We start from the raw sequence: 19,339 nt of genomic DNA on the forward strand, positions 1-19,339 counted from the left end.
CTGGCCTCTCCGAAGTTCCGCCGCCGTCGGCGACACTCGACGAGTAGCTTTACAAATCGGGCGCGGATTGTCACGCTCTGTCGTGACGACTGGAGACGATGATGGCGATGCGCGCCGCCCGGCTGGGCGCACACGTGGCACACGGCGCGGGACGGATCGCGCTCGACGCCGCGCTGGGCGGGCGGCGGCGATTCCCGCGCAGCGTCACCGATCTCACGCCGGACGCGTTGTCGCGAGTGCTCGGCCGACCGGTCGAGTCGGCATCGGTCGTCGACGCGGAGTCCGGCACGTCCTCGCGCGCTCGACTGGCGCTCACCGGGTCGGGTCTGCCGGGCACGGTGTTCGTCAAGGTCTCCGCCACCACCGCCGCCACTCGCATGCTCGGCGAACTCGCTCGCCTCGGCGAGACCGAGGCCCGTTTCTATCGCGACCTGGCGCACGAACTCGGGGACGGGGTGCCGCGCTCGTACGGTGCGGCATTCGACCCGCTGACCGGGCGCTACGTCGTCGTCCTGGAAGACATGACCGTCACGCCGTGCCGGTTCGCGGACACGCTGCACCCGCTCGAACTCGACCAGATGGCGCAGCTGATGGAGGTGCTCGCCAAGCTGCACGGGACGTTCTGGGGCAGGCTTCCCGAGAAACCTGGCGGCGCAGGACCATTGGGGTGGCTCGCCGCGCCCGCGAGCGACCCGGCCAACCTGCTCACACCCGCGTTGATGAAGGCGTCGGCGCGCACACTCGCCGACCGCGCAGGCGTGCCGATCGACGCCGGGCGATGGCTCTGGCAGCACTACCAGCGCGCCACCGACGTCGTCGACGAAGGACCGCACACCGTCCTGCACGGGGATTCCCACCCCGGCAACACCTACGTCCGCGACGGGCGTGCGGGACTGCTGGACTGGCAGGTGGTGCGTCGGGGTCACCCTTCCCGCGATCTGACCTACACGCTCGTACTCGGTCTGCCAGTCGCGCAACGGCGTTCCGCGGAACGGGATCTGCTCGACGTCTACCGTGATGCTCTCGAGGCCGCGGGCGGACCTCGACTCGACCGCGAGAACCTGTGGCTGCGTTACCGCCAGGCCGTCACCTATGCCTACGTGTCACCGCTGACCACCGCGGGGCTCGGCGGAATGCAGGACGAGGCCGTCGCGCTGGAGGGGGTGTCCCGCGCGGTCACGGCCATCGAGGACCTGGAGACCGTGTCGGCACTTCGGCGGGCACGCTGACGCCGCTGCGGAGTGCTTTACAAATATCCGAGCCGGTGTTAAGCACGACCAATGGACTTCTCACGGGTCGAACTCTCCGACGAGGACGCGGAGTTCCAGGCCCGGCTCGCCGGGTTCCTGGCAGCCGTCGTCACCGACGAGGTGATCGAACGCGACCGCAGAACCGGCGAGAACTTCGACGAGGCAGTCCATCTCGCGCTCGGTGAGCAGCGCTACCTCGAGCGCGACTACCGTGATGCCGCCGACGGTGGGTTCAGGCGCGTGCAGCGGCGGATCTGGGAGCTGGAGATCGGCCGTGCGCACACGCCGTGGTTCCACTGGGGCACAACGGCGATGGTCGCCAAGTCGGTCGAACGGTTCGGCTCCGACGAACTCGTCGACGAGGTGCTCGACGGCGTGCTGGCGGGACGGCTCCGGCTGTGCCTCGGCTACACCGAACCCGACGGCGGCTCGGACGTCGCCACCTGCAAGACCAGGGCGGTGCGCGACGGTGACCACTGGATCGTCAACGGCTCCAAGATGTTCACGTCGAACGCCCACAACGCCCAGTACGTCTTCCTGATCACCAACACGAATCCGGATGCGCCGAAACACCAGAACCTGACGATGTTCCTGGTGCCGCTGGACACGCCGGGGGTCGAGATCCAGGGCATCCGCACCGTCGACGGAGACCGCACCAACATCACGTACTACACCGACGTCCGGATTCCCGACCGGTATCGCATCGGTGAGGTCGACGGCGGCTGGGTGGTCCTGCGCGGGGCGCTCGACGCCGAACACGGCACCGTCGCAGCCGAAGCCGACGGTCTGCAGAAGCTCGCCGTCATGACCGAGCACCTGCTGCTGCTCGCCGAGGGGTGTGACCGGGTCGCCGCCGTCGCGGGAAGCCCCGACGAGTACGGCAGGCGGGCGATGGACGACGATTCCGTGGCCTACCGGCTCGGCCGGGCCATCGCGCGGACCGAGGTCGCCGCCAGCACCGCAGGCATGTTCGGCCGGGTCGCGATCGCGCAGGCGATGCGAGAGGTGACACCGGAACTGATGGACGTCCTGGGCTCCGCCGGAGGGTTGACGAGGGGAACCGAAGGGGCCGCCGACGACGGCGGTGCGGAATACCTCTTCCGGTTGGCCTCGCCGATGGGCGTCTACGGCGGCACGCTGGAGGTGTTCCGAAACATGATCGCCCAGCACGCCCTCGGTCTGGGGCGGCCGTCGTACGCGGCCCGATCGGCCCGGAAGGCTGGGGCGTCCTGATGCGCTACACGTTCACCCACCCGATGCACAGCCACCCGTACAACCCGGAACTGGTCACGGGGGCGGGCGTCGCCGCGGTGGCCGTGGCCGCCGAACGGGCCGGATTCTCGGGGTTCGGCTTCACCGATCACCCAGCGCCCACGCAGAAGTGGCTGCAGTCCGGCGGGCACGACGCGCTCGATCCGTTCGTGGCGATGGGCTTCGCGGCCGCCCACACCACCACGCTGCGCCTGATCCCCAACGTCGTGGTGCTGCCGTACCGCAACCCGTTCGTCGTCGCCAAGGCAGGCGCGACGCTCGACGTCCTGTCCGGCGGCCGGTTCACGCTCGCCGTCGGGGTGGGCTACTTGCGGCGCGAATTCGCCGCGCTCGGTGTCGACTTCGACGAGCGCGGTGGCCTCGTCGAGGAGGCACTCGAGGTGATCCGCGCCGTCTGGACGGGCGACGACGTGTCGTTCGAGGGCAGGCACTTCACCGCGAGCGGAATCACCGCGCACCCCAGACCCACCTCGGATCCGCATCCGCCGATCTGGATCGGTGGCAACACCGGCGCTGCGCGGCGCCGCGTCGCGGAGTTCGGCGCAGGGTGGTGTCCGTTTCCGGCGCCCGCCCTGCTGGCGCAGACTGCGCGCACGGCACCGCTGGAGACCCTCGACGACCTGAGGGCGGGGATCGCCGACCTGCATCGCCGCTGCGAGGCGATCGGGCGCGACCCGGCGACGCTCGACGTCACCTTCACGAACGCAGCAGGGGGAGTGCCGGGCGACGACGGCTTCGATGCCGACGCCTTCCTCGACGGCGCTGCCGAACTCGCTGCCATCGGCGTCACCTGGGTCCAGGTGCAGGTGCCCGGCGACAGCCTCGCCCACGCCACCGAGGCGATCGACCGGTTCGGCCGGCTCGTCATCGCAGCCGGCTGACCGGCCGCCGTCACCCCGCCCGGCGCGAGCGTGCGCGAACTCGGGTTCTCGCCCGGCGTGTCTGCCGCAAACACGCACGCTCGCCGGAGGATGGGGTACACAGGGTGCGACGACGACGGCTGGAGGCCCTGTGCGGCGGCTCAACGGTGTGGACGCCCTGCTGCTGTACAGCGAGGCGCCCGAGACGCACATGCACACGCTGAAGATCGGCGTGGTCGACGTGTCGGGCATGCCGGGCGGCTTCACCCACGAGCTGTTCCGTCGCATCGCGAGCGAACGTCTGCACGAGCTGAAACCCCTGCGCTACCAACTGGTCGACATTCCGTTCAAGCTGCACCACCCGATGTGGGTCGAGAACGCCGAGATCGACCTCGACTACCACCTGCGGCGGGTGTCGGTACCGGCGCCGGGCGGTAGGCGTGAACTCGACCGGGTGATCGGCGAGATCGCCAGCACGCCATTGGATCGCAGCAGGCCGCTGTGGGAGATGTACGTTGCCGACGGACTCGCGGGCGGCAGGATCGCGATCGTGCACAAGGTGCATCACGTCCTGGCCGACGGCGTCGCCTCGGCGAACCAGATGGCGTGGGCGATCCAGCCGCACCCGCCGGAGTTGCCGACCCCGGCGCTGCGCACCACCGATGCCGAGCGCACCACGGCCGGCCTGGTCCTGGCGGCGGGCCGTGACCACGCCCGGCAGATCCGGCGCCTGCCCGGACTGCTCGCCCAGACGGGACTCGGTGTCGTGCGCGTGCGGCGCCGGGCCAGGGAGCGGGGTGCGACGGCGGGGCTCGCGTCGAACTTCGCGCCGCCGGACACGTTCCTCAACCACGTCGTGTCGCCGGGCAGGCGCTTCGCGACCGCACCGCTGGCGCTGTGCGACGTCAAGGAGACGGCCAAGGCGCTCGGGGTCACCCTCAACGACATCGTGCTCGCGGTCGTCGCGGGCGCGCTGCGCGAGCTGCTGATCCGGTACGACGGTGCGGCCGACGTGCCGCTGATCGCGGGCGTGCCGGTCAGCTACGGCAACCCGGATCGCTTGGTGGGCAACGAGTTCACGTACATGACACCGTCACTGGCGGTGCACGTCGCCGACCCGGTGGAGCGCGTTCGGCTGACCGGGACGGCGACGCGGATCGCCAAGGAGAACCACGAACTGCTCGGGCCCAGCCTGCTGCCGTCGTGGATGAATTACCTGCCACCGTCGGTCGCGCCCGCCGCGTTCCGGTGGCAGTCCAAGCGCATGGGCACCAGCGCAGTCATGAACCTGACCATCTCGAACGTCCGCGGGCCGCGGGAGCGCGGCTCCATCGACGGCGCGTCGATCAGCGAGATCTACTCGGTGGGACCACTGGTGGTGGGCAGCGGCATGAACGTCACGGTGTGGAGCTACGTCGACCAACTCGACGTCTCGGTGCTGACCGACGACCTGACGACCGACGACCCGCACGAGGTCACCGACGCGATCACCCGCGCGTTCGTCGAGACGCGGATCGCTGCGGGACTGTCGGGCGAACTGACGTCCGTCGGGGACGTGCTTCCGCCGGTAACCGTCTGACCGGTCGCCTTCCCAAAAGGGGCTAGCGGGTCCAGCCGCGGCGGCGCAGCCACCAGTCGCGGCCGACGAAGAAGAAGATGCCAACGGCGAACAGGATGACGAAGATGTCCTCGACGCGTCCGGTGTGATTGCCGCGCAGCATCGTCAGCAGGAAGATGCCGATCACGATCCCGAAGACGTGGATGACGCGGGGACTCTCGCGCGACCATCCCCAGCCTGCCGAGGGCACGTCCTCGACGTCGACGCCGGTGTATCGCTCGACCTCGGTGTTGGCCACGGGTGCTCCTCACGGTCGGGGTGTTCACGGCCATTCTGACACAGGCGGCCCGGCCCTACGACGAGGCGTCGTACAGAGGCTGGGTGGGCCGCTCAGCGGATCCCTTCGTACCGGCGCAGCGCCTCGAGACGCTCGACCTTGTGGTCGACGATCGGTTCGGGGTAGTCGTCGGTTCCCGCTTCGGGCAGCCACTGGCGGACGTACGCGCCGTCGGGATCGAACTTGTCGCCCTGAGTGGTCGGGTTGAAGACCCGGAAGAACGGTGCCGCGTCGGTGCCACAGCCTGCCGTCCACTGCCAGCCGTGCTGGTTGTTGGCCATGTCGCCGTCGACGAGCTGGTCGAGGAACCAGCGGGCACCCCACTGCCACGGCAGATGCAGATCCTTCACCAGGAACGACGCAGTGATCATCCGCACCCGGTTGTGCATGAAGCCGCTCTGCGAGAGCTGCCGCATGCCTGCGTCGACGATCGGGAAGCCGGTGCGTCCCGCCTTCCACGCCTCGAACCGCTGCTGTGCCTCCGGCCCCTCGTCGACCTCGATGCCGTCGAACGCCTTGTTCCAGTTCCACCAGACGCTGTGCGGCCACTCGTTGAGGACGTTCGCGTAGAAATCGCGGAACGCCAGCTCTCGGAGGTAGGCCTGCGCTCCCTTGCCGCTGCCGAGGTCGGGCACCATGGTCCGCGGATGGATCGCCCCGAACTTCAGGTGGGCTGACATCCGGCTGATGCCGTCGATGTCGGGGCGGTTGCGGTCGTCGGCGTAGTCGTCGAGACGATGCGCGACGAAGTGCTTCCACGCCGCGCGCGCCGCAGTCTCGCCCGCCGCGATGTCGATGTCGACGTCGACCCGTGGAATGTCCTCGTTCTCGATGCCACCGACGGCGGACGGGTCGATCCACGTCGCCGTCTTCGGGCCGGTCTTCGCCGGTCCGCGCCAGCCATGCTGCTTCCACGCCGTGAAGAACGGGCTGAACACTTTGTACGGCGTGCCGTCGTCCTTGGTGACGCGACCGGGTGAGACCAGATACGGCGAACCCGACCCCTCCAGCGGTACGTCACCGAGCGCGGCGCGAACCTCCGCGTCGCGACGGGTGCCGAACGGCGTGAAGTCCTCCGACACGTGCACCGCGGTGGCCCCGACCGCCTTGACCAACGCGGGAATCCGGTCCTCGGGACGTCCACTGGTCACCAGGAGTCTGCCGTCGAGACCGTCGCGAAGGTCCCGCAGCGCGTCGTAGAGGTAGCGCAGCCTGCGCGCGCCCGACGACGCGTGCAGACGGGGATCGAGGACGTAGCAGGCCAGCACCTCACCGTCGCCTGCAGCGGCGTCCAGCGCCGCGGGCAGATCGTGGAGGCGCAGGTCGCGGCGGAACCACAGCAGCGTGGGCATGCCCTGACTCTGCCCGGATTCCCCAATGCGGAAACACCCGGGTGAGGCAGTCTGTGCCGATGCAGTTCTGGTCCGGCACCGCGTTCCTCGACACCGCCGACGCGCTCGCGGTTGCCCGCATGCTCGACGAGACGGGCTACGACGGGATGATCTGCGCCGATCACCTGATCTACCCTCGCGAGCTGAGGTCGCGCTATCCGTCGGGCGCCGACGCCCCGCCGTGGCCGCCGGAGACGGCGTGGCCGGATTCCTGGGTGATGATCGGCGCGATGGCCGCCACCACCACGCGACTGCGGTTCACCAACGCCGTCTACGTCGCGCCCGCGCGTCCGCTGCTCGAGGTCGCCAAGCAGGTCGCCACCGCGGCCGTGGTGTCCCAGGGGCGGGTGGCGCTGACGGTCGGGGCGGGGTGGATGCGCGAGGAGTTCGAGCTGCTCGGGCAGTCCTTCGGCAACCGCGGCAAGCGTCTCGACGAGATGATCCCCGCGCTGCGCGCGCTGTGGCAGGGAGGTTGGGTGTCCTGGACCGGCGAGCACTACCGGGTGCCGGAGTTGATGATCGAGCCACACCCACCCGGCCCGGTGCCGATCATGTGCGGCGGCGAATCGGAGGCGGCGATGCGCCGCGCGGCCCGACTGTGCGACGGGTGGGTCGGTGCGGCCTACGGGTGGGACGACGCGGTGGGCCAAGTCGAGCGACTGCGCGCACTGCGCCGCGAGTACGGCCGCGGCGACGAACCCTTCGAGATCATGCTCGCCCTGCTCGAGGCGCCGACCGCGGATCTGTACCGGCGGGCCGAGGACGCAGGCATCACCGCCGTCATGTGCGCGCCGTGGATGGGCGCCACCGAGCCGGGCGCGGGCGTCGAGGAGTTCCGTGCGCCGATCGAACGGTTCGCCGAGACGGTCATCGCGAAAGTCCGGTGACGCGCTGCGACAATCGCAGCATGACGAATCCGCCTGACCGCGCGCGCGACATGGTCGGGTACGGCGCACATCCGCCCGACCCGAAGTGGCCCGGCGAGGCGCGCATCGCCGTGCAATTCGTGCTGAACTACGAAGAGGGCGGCGAGAGCAACGTCCTCCACGGCGATGCCGCGTCGGAGACGTTCCTCTCCGATGTCGTTGGGGCGCAACCGTTTCCGAACCGACGCATGAGCGTCGAGTCGCTCTACGAGTACGGATCGCGGGCCGGGCTGTGGCGGCTGCTGCGGATGTTCGACCGACACGACATGCCGCTGACCGTCTTCGGCGTGGCGACCGCGCTGGCAACCCACCCCGAGGCCGTCGCCGCATTCGCTGCCCGCGGTGACGAAATCGCCTGCCACGGATTGCGCTGGCTGAGTTACCAACTGGCCGATCCCGAGATCGAGCGCGAACACATGGCGCGGGCGGTGTCGATGCTCGCTGAGTTGACCGGCGCCGCACCCCGGGGCTGGTACACCGGCCGCGACTCCCCGCACACCCGGGGGCTGGTGGTCGAGCACGGCGGATTTCTCTACGACTCCGACTCCTACGCCTTCGACGTGCTCTACTCCGAGGGGGAGGCGGGTGCGCCGAAGATGATGTCGGTCGGTCTGCACTGCCGGCTGGCCGGGCGGCCGGGGCGCGCCGCCGCGTTGGAGCGCTTCATCGACCACGTCCGGGCGCACGACCGCGTGTGGATCGCACGACGGATCGACATCGCCGAGCACTGGGTGCGCACCTTCCCGCCGGGGGCGTGAAGTGATCCCTTGACCCTCCCGCAGGGGGAGACCCCAGACTGGCGGCATGCTCACGATCGGCGACTTCTCCAGGATGACGCAACTCAGCGTCAAGACCCTGCGGCACTACCACGACGTCGGACTCGTTACGCCCGCGCGCGTCGACCCCGACACCGGATACCGCTACTACAGCAGGGATCAGGCGGCGAGCGCCCAGGTGGTGCGCAGGCTGCGCGACCTCGACATGCCCGTACCCGAGGTCAAGTCGGTGCTGGCCGCCGACCCCGACGACCGCAATGCGCTGATCGGCGCCCACCTGGCCCGTCTCGAGGCGAGGCTGGCCGGGACGCAGGCCGCGGTCGAGGCCCTGCGGGCGATCCTGGACCGTCCGGCAGGTACACCCGGACTCGAGCACCGCAGTGTCCCCGCGCAACGGGCACTGGCCATCCACGCCGACGAGGTGGACCGCGACGACCTGGCGCAGTGGTTCCTCGACGCCGCAGCTGAACTGATCGACGTGACCGAGTCACGCGGAGTGCGCCGCGACGGCCCGGTCGGCGGGCTCTACTCCTTCGAGGTCTTCGCCACCGATTGCGGACCCGCGACGGCGTTCGTGCCCGTGGCCGGTGAACTCGGCGCCGCCGGGCGGGTACGCGGAATAACAGTTCCCGCAGCCGAACTCGTCGTGATCCGACACCGCGGACCGCACGACGACGTCGACCTGGCGTACTCCGAACTCGGCGCCTACGCCACCCGACACGAGATCAGCGTGGAGGCACCGCTGCGCGAGTACTACGACCGCTTCATCTGGGACACCGAGGACTCGTCGCAGTGGATGACCGACCTCTGCTGGCCCGTCTTCCGGTCCGATCGGTCGGCATCATGAGCGCCGCACTGAGCCTGGATGGCCGACGAGCGCTCGTCACGGGCGGAAGCAAGGGCGCGGGCGCGGCAGTCGTCGCGCGACTCCGGGTGGCGGGCGCCCACGTCACCGCCGTGGCCCGCAACCGCCCAGACGACGCCGACGGATCCGTCGACTTCGTCGCCGCGGATCTCACCACGGCCGACGGTGCCCGCACCGTCGCCGACCACGTAGCCGGCCACGGATGCATTGACATCCTGGTACACGTCGCCGGTGGATCATCCTCACCCGCAGGCGGATTCGTCACCCTCACCGACGACGACTGGGCCAACGAGCTGAATCTCAACCTGCTCGGCGCCGTACGCTTGGACCGTGCGTTGATACCGGCGATGATCGAGGCCGGCCGAGGCGCCATCGTGCACGTCGGCTCCATCCAGAGCCGACTGCCGCTGTACGACGGCACACTCGGCTACGCCGCAGCCAAGGCCGCGCTGCGCACCTATGGCAAGGGGCTGGCCGACGAACTCGCGCCGAAGGGCATCCGGGTGAACATGGTGTCGCCAGGCTTCATCAGGACCAGCGCCGCCGACGCGCTGATCAAGCGCATCGCGGCGGGCGCCGACGGTGACGAGGCGGCGGCGCTCCAGTCGGTGATGGCTTCGCTGGGCGGCATCCCGCTCGGCCGCCCGGCCCAGCCCGAGGAGGTGGCCGAGGTGGTCGGGTTCCTGGTATCGGACGCGGCGGCATCGGTGGTGGGGGCGGACGTCGTCGTCGACGGCGGGACGGTCCGCACGATCTGACTGACGACGAAGGCGGCCCGGCCAATGGGCCGGACCGCCTTCTGCGTGAGGTGCGATTACATCGCGGGCTGCGCCGGGGGCATCAGCACCGTGTCGATGAGGTAGACGTTCGCGTTGGCGGTCTGCACGTTGCCGCAGACGACCGATGCGTCGTTCACCTTCAGGTCGTTGCCCATGCCGGTGACGGTGACGTCCTTGCCCTCGACCGTCTTGTGCATCCCGGCCAGGTCGGCGGGCGCTACGCGTCCGGGGACCACGTGGTAGGTGAGGATGCTCGTCAGCAGGGGAGCGTCGGTCTTGAGCTTGTCGATGGTGGCCGGGTCGATCTTGGCGAACGCGTCGTCGGTCGGCGCGAACACCGTGAACTCACCGCCGTTGAGCGTGTCGACGAGGTTCACCTCGGGGTTGAGTTGGCCGGAGACGGCCGCGGTCAGCGTCTTGAGCATCGGGTTGTTCGACGCTGCGGTGGCGACGGGATCCATCGACATGCCAACAACGGATCCGGGGCCCATGGGGTTCTGCGCGGCGTAGCCGGCGCACCCCGGTCCGATCAGTCCGGCTGCGGGATCCGCAGCGGCAACGCCGTTGGAGAGCAGGATTCCTGCGAACGCCATGCCAGCGATCGAGGCGCCCGTCACGGCCTTCTTGGTGTGGTCCATCAGGTTCATTGCGGTAGCACCTTTCAAAGTGGAGAAACGTTCAGGCACGAGGGGCGCCCCGACGCGAGCACGGGGATGATGCGCCGGGGCGCCACTCGTGGGTCTTGGGGTGGATCTAGCCGGCGGCCGGCGGCATGAGGACGGTGTCGATCATGTAGACGGTCGCGTTGGCGGTCTGCACGCCACCGCACACCAGGCCGGCGTCGTTGAACTTCAGGCTCTCGCCCTCGCCGGTGACGGTGACGTTGGCGCCCTGCACCGTCTTGTGCTCACCCGGGACGTCGGCCGGTGCGGCACCGGGGCCGGGCACGACGTGGTAGGTCAGGATGCTGGTCAGCAGATCCGTGTCGGTCTTGAGCGTCTCGATGGTGGCCGGGTCGATCTTGGCGAACGCTTCATCGGTCGGCGCGAACACGGTGAACTCACCGCCGTTCAGCGTGTCGACCAGGTTGACGTTCGGGTTGAGCTTGCCCGTGAGCGCCGAGGTCAGCGTCGTGAGCATCGGGTTGTTGGACGCCGCGGTGGCGACCGGGTCCATCGCCATGCCTGCGACCGAGCCGGGGCCCGAGGGCACCTGCTCGGCGTAGGCCGCGCAGCTCGCGCCGACGAGGTTGGCGGCGGGGTCGGCCATGGCGGTCGAGGTCTCCGTCGGCGACGACGAGGAACTCGTGACGCTCGAGGCGGCGCTGCTCGCGCTGCTCGACCCTTCATTGGCAGTCTCACTCGAACACGCAACTGCGCCGAAGGCGGCAATCGCGCTCAGGCTTGCTGCGGCGATCACCCTGCGGTGAGCTGAATTCATTGCTGATCACACTCCAATGTGTCTGGGGCTGCGGAGCCGCGGCCCTAGGTCGATGACGTGGGTGATTCGCGCCGACCTGGGGGATGGATGGGACGAGGCGACTTGCGTCACAGTCGCGTCACAATTCGGACCTGCGGCAGCCGGGCGGCACAATGAGTGAGTGACAACCGACGAGCGCACGCGCGGGCAGCGATGACCGGCGATCGGCTACGCGTTCTGGTGCTCGGCAGCACGGGGTCGATCGGTACCCAGGCGCTCGAGGTGATCGCGGCCAATCCCGACCGCTTCGAGGTCGTGGGTCTCGCCGCGGGCGGTGCCAACGCCGACCTGCTGGCCCGCCAACTCACCGCGACCGGCGTCACGAACGTGGCGGTCGCGGACCCCGGGGCGGCCGACCGGATGGGCGACGTCACCTACGCCGGACCCGACGCCGCCACCCGGCTCGTCGAGGAGACCGAAGCCGACGTCGTACTGAATGCCCTGGTCGGGGCGTTGGGCCTGCGACCGACGCTCGCCGCCCTCGAATCCGGCGCCCGGCTCGCGCTGGCCAACAAGGAGTCCCTGGTCGCGGGCGGACCACTGGTCGTCAAGGCCGCGGCACCGGGACAGATCGTTCCGGTCGACTCCGAACACTCCGCGCTGGCGCAGTGTCTGCGCGGCGGAACGCCCGACGAGGTGGCCCGGCTGGTTCTCACGGCGTCGGGTGGACCGTTCCGCGGTTGGACGGCCGACGCGCTGGACGCGGTGACGCCCGAACAGGCCGGCGCCCACCCGACGTGGTCGATGGGCCCGATGAACACGTTGAACTCGGCGTCGCTGGTGAACAAGGGGCTCGAACTGATCGAGACGCATCTGCTGTTCGGCGTGCCGTACGACCGCATCGACGTCGTCGTGCACCCGCAGTCGATCATCCACTCGATGGTCACCTTCGTCGACGGGTCCACCATCGCCCAGGCCAGCCCGCCCGACATGAAGCTGCCGATCGCCCTGGCTCTCGGCTGGCCCGCCCGCGTGCCGGGGGCCGCTGCGGCGTGCGACTGGACCACCGCCGCGACCTGGGAGTTCGAGCCGCTCGACGACGAGGTGTTCCCCGCCGTCGACCTGGCCCGACACGCAGGCACGGTGGGAGGCTGCATGACCGCGGTCTACAACGCCGCCAACGAAGAGGCGGCCGAGGCGTTCCTGGCGGGTCGGATCGGCTTCCCGGCCATCGTGCGAACCATCGGTGACGTGCTGCACGCCTCAGACCAGTGGGCAGCGCAACCGGCTACCGTGGAAGACGTACTCGAAGCGCAGGACTGGGCCCGGGCCAGGGCCCGGAGCGCTCTGAAGCCCCACGCGAGCGCGACACAGGAGGTCTTGGGAACTCGATGATGTTCGTCACGGGCATCGTGCTCTTCGCCCTGGCCATCCTGATCTCGGTGGCCCTGCACGAATGCGGACACATGTGGGTCGCGCGCGCGACCGGCATGAAGGTGCGTCGCTACTTCGTCGGCTTCGGTCCGACGATCTGGTCGACCATGCGACCCAACCGGCTCGGCCAGACCGAGTACGGGGTCAAGGCGGTACCGCTCGGCGGGTTCTGCGACATCGCGGGCATGACGTCGGTCGAGGAACTGGCGCCCGAGGACCGCCCGTACGCGATGTACCGCCAGAAGGTGTGGAAGCGCGTCGCCGTGCTGTTCGCCGGACCGGGCATGAACTTCATCATCGGCCTGGCCCTGATCTACGGCATCGCGATCGCCTGGGGTCTGCCGAACCTCAACCAGCCCACCAACGCCATGGTCGGCGAGACCGCCTGCGTCGCCTCGCAGATCTCCAAGGAGGAGCTGGGCGAGTGCACCGGACCGGGCCCCGCCGCGCTGGCGGGCATCCAGACCGGCGACGTCGTGACCAAGGTCGGTGACACCGACGTGGCGAACTTCGACGAACTCGTCGCCGCGGTCCGCAAGCTCGACGGCCCTACGGCGTTCACCGTGCTCCGCGACGAGAACGGGCAGCAGCGCGAGTTCACCACCACCGTCGACGTGACCCGCGCCGACCGATTCACCTCGGCCGACGCCACCGCGCCGACACCCGTCGGCGCCGTCGGCATCGCGCCCGCGACGTTCGGCCCGACGCAGTACAACCCGCTCTCGGCGGTACCCGCGACGTTCGCGTTCACCGGAGACCTCGCGGTCGAGCTGGGCAAGTCGCTCGCGAAGATCCCCAGCAAGGTCGGCGCGCTCGTCGACGCCATCGGTGGAGAGGAGCGCGACAAGGAGACGCCGATCAGCGTCGTCGGCGCCAGCATCATCGGCGGCGACACCGTCGACCGCGGCCTGTGGGTCATGTTCTGGTTCTTCCTCGCGCAGCTGAACTTCGTGCTGGGTGCGGTGAACCTGCTGCCACTGCTGCCATTCGACGGCGGCCACATCGCGGTCGCGACGTACGAGAAGCTGCGCGACATGGTGCGCCGTGCGCGCGGCCTGGTCGCCGGCGGCCCGGTGAACTACCTCAAGTTGATGCCCGCCACCTACGTCGTGTTGGCCGTGGTGGGCGCGTACATGCTGTTGACCGTCACCGCCGACCTGGTCAACCCCATCAGGATCTTCCAGTAGGAGAACTCGTGACCACCTCCATCGGCCTGGGCATGCCGGCGCCACCGGCGCCCACCCTGGCGCCGCGCCGCAAGACCCGTCAGCTCATGGTCGGCGACGTCGGGGTCGGCAGCGACCACCCGATCGCGGTGCAGTCGATGTGCACCACCAAGACCCATGACATCAACGCGACGCTGCAGCAGATCGCCGAGTTGACCGCGTCGGGCTGCGACATCGTCCGCGTGGCGTGCCCGCGGCAGGAGGATGCCGACGCGCTGCCCGCGATCGCCAAGAAGGCGAACATCCCGGTGATCGCCGACATCCACTTCCAGCCCAAGTACATCTTTGCGGCCATCGACGCCGGCTGTGCCGCGGTGCGCGTGAACCCCGGAAACATCAAGGAGTTCGACGGCCGGGTCAAGGAGGTCGCGAAGGCGGCAGGCGCGGCGGGCATCCCGATCCGCATCGGCGTCAACGCCGGGTCGCTGGACAAGCGGTTCATGGAGAAGTACGGCAAGGCCACGCCCGAGGCGCTCGTCGAGTCCGCCCTGTGGGAGGCGTCGCTGTTCGAGGACCACGGCTTCGGCGACATCAAGATCAGCGTCAAGCACAACGACCCGGTCATCATGGTTGCCGCCTACGAGTTGCTCGCCTCCAAGTGCGACTACCCCCTGCACCTCGGCGTCACGGAGGCCGGTCCGGCATTCCAGGGCACCATCAAGTCGGCCGTCGCGTTCGGTGCGCTGCTCTCGCGCGGCATCGGCGACACCATCCGGGTGTCGCTGTCCGCCCCGCCGGTCGAGGAGATCAAGGTCGGAAACCAGATCCTCGAATCGCTCAACCTGCGGCCCCGTGGCCTGGAGATCGTGTCGTGCCCGTCGTGCGGCCGCGCCCAGGTCGACGTGTACACACTCGCCAACGAGGTGTCGGCGGGTCTCGAGGGCATGGACGTACCGCTGCGCGTAGCCGTCATGGGGTGCGTGGTGAACGGACCGGGCGAGGCGCGCGAGGCCGACCTCGGCGTGGCGTCGGGCAACGGCAAGGGCCAGATCTTCGTGCGCGGCGACGTCATCAAGACGGTGCCCGAGTCGATGATCGTCGAGACGCTGATCGAAGAGGCGATGCGCATCGCCGAGGAGATGAACACGGAAAACGGCCCCGCGGCAAGTTCGAGCGGTGCACCCGTGGTGACCGTAAGCTGAGCACGACCCTGTGAGCGGGGTCACCGCAGACCGCATCGCCGCAGAAAGAGTCCCCATGTCGGCTCCTCCGCTCTTCCGCATCGCCGACGAGCGACGCGTGACGGTCGTGCGCGATCCAGCGGCGGTGCACCGCGTCCTCGCCGAAGATCCCGTCGGCTCCTGCATGGTCGCCTCGCGGGTCGCCGATCACGGCGTGGACCCGACGGCCATCGGCGGGGAACTGTGGACGCGACGCGAGCCCACCCAGTCACTGTGCTTCGCAGGCGCCAACCTCATCCCGCTGCGCGGTGACCCGGCCGACGTCGTCGCGTTCGCCGACAAGGCGATGAGTTCGCCTCGGCGGTGCTCGTCGCTGGTGGGGCACGCCGATCTGGTGCTGCCGATGTGGTCGCGGCTCGAAAGGGCTTGGGGCCCAGCGCGTGACGTCCGCGACGACCAACCGCTGATGGCGCTCGACCGCGAGCCGACGTGCGCACTCGACGCGGGCGTGCGCCCCGTGCGGATGGACGAGCTGGACGCCTACCTGGTCGCGGCCATCGACATGTTCATCGGCGAGGTCGGCATCGATCCCCGGCTCGGCGACGGCGGCCGCGGGTACCGCAGGCGCGTCGCGGGTCTGATCGCGGCAGGCCGCGCGTGGGCCCGGTTCGAGCGCGGCGAGGTCGTGTTCAAGGCCGAGGTCGGGTCTCAGTCGCCTGCCGTTGGCCAGATCCAGGGCGTGTGGGTGCATCCGGAGTGGCGTGGTCGCGGCATCGGCGCGGCCGGGACGGCGACCCTTGCCGGCGCCGTGGTGCGCAGCGGCCGCATCGCGAGCCTCTACGTCAACGCGTTCAACACCGTCGCCCGCGCGACGTATGACCGAATCGGCTTCAACCAGGTCGGCACGTTCGCCACCGTCCTGCTCGACTAGCCCATGGGCCCGGCCGCGAGAGGCGTCGGGTCACGCGAACCCCAGACTTCACACCCGTCACCGCGCGGCTTGCGCGACTCGACTGCGGGTTGTCCCACCTGACGAGCGAATCTCGAGAACGGAGGTCGCGTCCGTCGAGTCCAGGGGTGAGCCGCCGTCGAATTCGCTCGTTAGATGGAACATCGGCGAGTCGACCGGGCCGCGCCGGCCAGTGACTGGCGTGACTGATGTGGTTCGGCAGCGTCCAGTCGCCGACCGAACACGGACCGATCACGATGCGATCTCGGTGCGCCTCCGACGCATCCGGTCGTCACACTCTTAACATCAGCCTCAATGGCATCGATAACCTCATCTGTATCGCGCGTCGCAGCGCTGATGACGGTCACCGTCCTCGCCGCAGGCGCGCTCAGTGCATGCACCCCAAAACCGCAGGGGCCCGAGCCGACGGCCGAGGCCTTCTTCACCGCGCTGGGCAAGGGCGACACCGCGGCGGCCGCCGATCTGGCCGACCAGCCCGCCGAGGCACGCGAGGCGCTCAACGAAGCGTGGAAGGGCCTGCAGGCGACCTCCCTCGAGGCGACGGTCACCGGCTCGCGCTACGCCGAGGACACCGGCAGCGTGAAGTACCGCTACACGTGGCACCTGCCGAAGAACCGCACCTGGAGCTACGACGGTCAGCTCAACATGATCCGCGACGAGGGACGCTGGGAAGTCCGTTGGAGCGCAGCGGGTCTGCACCCCAAGCTCGGACAGCATCAGAAGTTCGCGCTGCGGTCGGACCCGCCGCGCCGGGCCTCGGTCAACGAACACGGCGGCACCGACGTGCTGGTGCCCGGCTACCGGTACGGCTACGCCCTCGACGCCCGCGCCGCCGGGGCCGAGTTGATGCCGACCGCCACCGCGGTGGCCGACGCGCTGCGCCCCTTCGACCCCGCGCTCAACGGCCAGCGCCTCGCCGAGCAGGCCAGTTCGTCGCCGCGCCCAATGAGCCTGGTGACGCTGAACCAGGCCGACCACGACCGCGTCCAGGGGATGCTCGCCAACCGGCCCGGTGTGGTCGTCACCCCGCAGCCCGACCTGCTGCCCACCGACGACGGCTTCGCGCCGGCCATCGTGAACCAGGTCAAGACGTCGCTCATGGACCAACTCGACGGCGAGGCCGGCTGGCGGATCGTCAGCGTCAACCAGAACGGCGCCGAGGTCGACGTGCTCAACGAGGTCCCCGGCGCGCCGGCTCCCTCGGTCACGATCAGCCTGGACCGCGCCGTGCAGAACGCCGCGCAGGACGCCGTCGACATGGTCGGCAAGAAGGCCATGATCGTGGCGATCAAGCCGTCGACGGGGGAGATCCTCGCGGTCGCGCAAAACGCCGCCGCCGACCAGGACGGCCCGACCGCGACCATGGGCCTCTACCCGCCCGGCTCGACGTTCAAGATCGTCACCGCCGGTGCCGCGATCGACCGCGACATGGCGACGCCCAACACCCTGCTCGGTTGCCCTGGCCACCTCGACATCGGGCATCGCACCGTGCCGAACTACGGCGGCTTCGACCTGGGCACGGTGCCGCTGTCACGCGCCTTCGCCAGCTCGTGCAACACGACGTTCGCCGAACTCGCCAGCAAGATGCCGCCGCGAGGCCTGACCAACGCGGCCGCGCAGTACGGCATCGGCCCCGACTACGTCGTCGACGGCATCACCACCGTCACCGGCTCGGTGCCGCCCACGGTGAACCTGGCCGAGCGCACCGAGGACGGCTTCGGCCAGGGCAAGGTGCTCGTCAGCCCGTTCGGCATGGCACTGGTCGCGGCCACCGTCGCGGCCGGCAAGACGCCCGTGCCGCAGCTGATCGCGGGCAGGCCTACCGAGGTGACCGACGCGGGCGCACCCATCTCGCCGAAGATGGTCGACGGTCTGCGACCCATGATGCGACTGGTCGTCACGAACGGCACCGCCAAGGACCTCGGCGATGCGGGCGACGTGCGCGGCAAGACCGGTGAGGCCGAGTTCGCGGGCGGCTCGCACGCGTGGTTCGCCGGCTACCGCGGCGACATGGCCTTCGCCGCACTCATCGTCGGCGGTGGCAGTTCGGAGTACGCCGTCCGGATGGTCGGCGACATGTTCGGTGGACTGCCGTCGGACTACCTCGCCTGAAGCAGCGGTAACGTTGACGCTGCCATGACCGACGAGCACCTCGCCCGCCCACCAGCGGTGACAGCCGCGGACGCGCTGCGCATATCGGACGCCGATCGCAACGGCACGCTGCGGCGCCTGCACAACGCGGTCGCGCTCGGGCTCATCGACATCGACGAGTTCGAGGAGCGGTCCGCCGCGGTCGCGGGCGCCCGGCTGCAGGCCGAACTGGCCGCACTCGTCGGCGACCTGCCAGGTCCCGGCGCCATCGTCACCACCGCAACGGACCGCGTCGAACTACGCGGCGTGCTCGGATCGCTGAAGCGCCAGGGGGAGTGGGTGGTGCCCACCCGGCTCGCGCTGCACCGCCGGATGGGGTCGGTGGACCTCGATCTCACCAAGGCGCGCTTCGCGGGGCCCATCGTCGTCATCGAACTCGACATGAAGTTCGGCTCGGTCGACATCCGGCTGCCGGAAGGGGCCAGCGCCTCGATCGACGACGTCGAGGTGATCGTCGGCAGCGCGCGCGACCACCGCAAGGATGCCCCCGCCGAGGGCAGGCCGCACGTCGTCCTCACCGGCCGCAGCGTGTGCGGGTCGATCGACATCCGCGGGCCGAGGCGCGCCGGGTTGGGTCGCATCCGCCGCGGCTAGGGTCATCGCCGACGAGCGCTTGCGCGAGGAGCAGACTACCGGGGTTCGAGCACCGCGAAGGTGAGCGTGGCCCGCGTCGCCAGGCGATGCGCGCCCGCGTCGTATACCTCGACCGCGGTGACGATCAGCCGCCGTCCCGCCCGCACGATCGTGGCCTCGGCCCGCGCGGGTCCCTCGACGATCGGCGCGAGGAAGTGCACGTTCATGTCGGCGGTGGTGACGTCCTTGCCGGCCCCGGCGACCTCGCCTGCGAGCCGCCCGGCCACGATGTCGATGAGCGTGGCCACCAGCCCGCCCTGCAGGGCACCGCGGATGTTGACCAGATCGGGGCGGTTGTCCATCTCGATCACCAGCCGCTCGTTGCCCTGGTCGAGGCATTCCTCGACGTCGCGCATGCCGAGTCGGCGCAG

The 19,339-nt window shown here is 69.7% G+C and carries 19 protein-coding genes; 14 read left to right on the forward strand and 5 right to left on the reverse strand.

The annotated features are described in order from the left end of the window. The first annotated feature begins 101 nt into the window (after positions 1-101). The 4 genes from LOK44_RS28910 (at position 102) to LOK44_RS28925 (ending at position 4,961) form a co-directional block, all read left to right on the forward strand. Positions 102-1,229 (forward strand): phosphotransferase family protein, encoded by a 1,128-nt coding sequence (locus LOK44_RS28910; RefSeq protein ID WP_372481333.1) that lies wholly within the window; start codon positions 102-104, stop codon positions 1,227-1,229. Between the two features lie 51 nt (positions 1,230-1,280). After that, a complete protein-coding gene (locus LOK44_RS28915) occupies positions 1,281-2,483 on the forward strand; it encodes an acyl-CoA dehydrogenase family protein (protein ID WP_237573524.1) in 1,203 nt (400 codons plus the stop codon). Continuing rightward, positions 2,483-3,403, forward strand: a complete 921-nt coding sequence (locus tag LOK44_RS28920) for an LLM class F420-dependent oxidoreductase (protein WP_237573525.1) — start codon at positions 2,483-2,485, stop codon at positions 3,401-3,403. The genes LOK44_RS28915 and LOK44_RS28920 overlap by 1 nt, the downstream gene beginning before the upstream one ends. A gap of 130 nt (positions 3,404-3,533) precedes the next feature. Further along, a complete protein-coding gene (locus LOK44_RS28925; protein ID WP_237573527.1) occupies positions 3,534-4,961 on the forward strand; it encodes a WS/DGAT/MGAT family O-acyltransferase in 1,428 nt (475 codons plus the stop codon). A 22-nt stretch (positions 4,962-4,983) separates the two neighbouring features. Here the strand turns inward: LOK44_RS28925 and LOK44_RS28930 are convergent, their stop codons facing one another. Further along, positions 4,984-5,238 (reverse strand): DUF2631 domain-containing protein, encoded by a 255-nt coding sequence (locus LOK44_RS28930; protein ID WP_163918129.1) that lies wholly within the window; start codon positions 5,236-5,238, stop codon positions 4,984-4,986. Between the two features lie 92 nt (positions 5,239-5,330). Next, a complete protein-coding gene (locus tag LOK44_RS28935) occupies positions 5,331-6,629 on the reverse strand; it encodes a cryptochrome/photolyase family protein (protein ID WP_237573528.1) in 1,299 nt (432 codons plus the stop codon). A gap of 59 nt (positions 6,630-6,688) precedes the next feature. On the opposite strand from LOK44_RS28935, the gene LOK44_RS28940 reads away from it, so the two are divergent. Genes LOK44_RS28940 through LOK44_RS28955 form a run of 4 tightly spaced genes read left to right on the forward strand, consistent with a single transcriptional unit; the run spans position 6,689 to position 9,993 of the window. Beyond that, on the forward strand, positions 6,689-7,555 hold the full coding sequence (locus LOK44_RS28940; RefSeq protein ID WP_237573530.1) for a TIGR03619 family F420-dependent LLM class oxidoreductase: 867 nt from the start codon (positions 6,689-6,691) through the stop codon (positions 7,553-7,555). Positions 7,556-7,575: 20 nt separating this feature from the next. After that, positions 7,576-8,352: a polysaccharide deacetylase family protein gene (locus LOK44_RS28945; protein ID WP_237573531.1), complete on the forward strand. Its 777-nt coding sequence runs from the start codon at positions 7,576-7,578 to the stop codon at positions 8,350-8,352. Positions 8,353-8,398: 46 nt separating this feature from the next. Then, positions 8,399-9,217, forward strand: a complete 819-nt coding sequence (locus tag LOK44_RS28950) for a MerR family transcriptional regulator (protein ID WP_237573532.1) — start codon at positions 8,399-8,401, stop codon at positions 9,215-9,217. Then, on the forward strand, positions 9,214-9,993 hold the full coding sequence (locus LOK44_RS28955; RefSeq protein ID WP_237573533.1) for an SDR family oxidoreductase: 780 nt from the start codon (positions 9,214-9,216) through the stop codon (positions 9,991-9,993). The genes LOK44_RS28950 and LOK44_RS28955 overlap by 4 nt, the downstream gene beginning before the upstream one ends. A 56-nt stretch (positions 9,994-10,049) precedes the next feature. On the opposite strand, the gene LOK44_RS28960 is transcribed toward LOK44_RS28955, so the two are convergent. Together LOK44_RS28960 and LOK44_RS28965 are read right to left on the reverse strand one after the other, a co-directional pair. Further along, positions 10,050-10,607, reverse strand: coding sequence for a fasciclin domain-containing protein (locus LOK44_RS28960; protein ID WP_237573577.1), 558 nt, complete (start codon positions 10,605-10,607; stop codon positions 10,050-10,052). 160 nt (positions 10,608-10,767) lie between these two features. Then, positions 10,768-11,454, reverse strand: coding sequence for a fasciclin domain-containing protein (locus LOK44_RS28965; protein WP_237573534.1), 687 nt, complete (start codon positions 11,452-11,454; stop codon positions 10,768-10,770). A 192-nt stretch (positions 11,455-11,646) separates the two neighbouring features. Between LOK44_RS28965 and dxr the strand changes: the two genes are divergently transcribed. From dxr to LOK44_RS28995, 6 genes are all read left to right on the forward strand, one after another. Continuing rightward, positions 11,647-12,828 carry a 1-deoxy-D-xylulose-5-phosphate reductoisomerase gene (dxr, locus tag LOK44_RS28970; protein ID WP_237573578.1) on the forward strand — a complete coding sequence of 394 codons (1,182 nt, stop codon included), beginning with the start codon at positions 11,647-11,649 and terminating at the stop codon, positions 12,826-12,828. Further along, the gene (locus tag LOK44_RS28975) at positions 12,825-14,054 is read left to right on the forward strand and encodes a M50 family metallopeptidase (RefSeq protein ID WP_237573535.1); all 1,230 of its coding nucleotides are present in this window, start codon (positions 12,825-12,827) and stop codon (positions 14,052-14,054) included. The genes dxr and LOK44_RS28975 overlap by 4 nt, the downstream gene beginning before the upstream one ends. A gap of 32 nt (positions 14,055-14,086) precedes the next feature. Beyond that, positions 14,087-15,235, forward strand: coding sequence for a flavodoxin-dependent (E)-4-hydroxy-3-methylbut-2-enyl-diphosphate synthase (ispG, locus tag LOK44_RS28980; protein ID WP_237573579.1), 1,149 nt, complete (start codon positions 14,087-14,089; stop codon positions 15,233-15,235). 55 nt (positions 15,236-15,290) lie between these two features. Beyond that, positions 15,291-16,145: a GNAT family N-acetyltransferase gene (locus LOK44_RS28985; protein ID WP_237573536.1), complete on the forward strand. Its 855-nt coding sequence runs from the start codon at positions 15,291-15,293 to the stop codon at positions 16,143-16,145. A 333-nt stretch (positions 16,146-16,478) separates the two neighbouring features. Then, complete coding sequence (locus tag LOK44_RS28990) at positions 16,479-18,296, forward strand: penicillin-binding transpeptidase domain-containing protein (protein WP_237573537.1); 1,818 nt, start codon at positions 16,479-16,481, stop codon at positions 18,294-18,296. Between the two features lie 24 nt (positions 18,297-18,320). Further along, a complete protein-coding gene (locus tag LOK44_RS28995) occupies positions 18,321-18,929 on the forward strand; it encodes a DUF1707 SHOCT-like domain-containing protein (RefSeq protein ID WP_237573538.1) in 609 nt (202 codons plus the stop codon). Between the two features lie 35 nt (positions 18,930-18,964). On the opposite strand, the gene LOK44_RS29000 is transcribed toward LOK44_RS28995, so the two are convergent. Beyond that, entirely contained in the window at positions 18,965-19,324 is a 360-nt protein-coding gene (locus LOK44_RS29000; RefSeq protein ID WP_237573581.1) for a PaaI family thioesterase, read from the reverse strand. Between the last annotated feature and the right edge of the window lie 15 nt (positions 19,325-19,339).

Origin of the sequence: Mycolicibacterium lacusdiani (assembly GCF_021916785.1) — a bacterium.
Classification (GTDB): Bacteria; Actinomycetota; Actinomycetes; order Mycobacteriales; family Mycobacteriaceae; genus Mycobacterium; species Mycobacterium lacusdiani.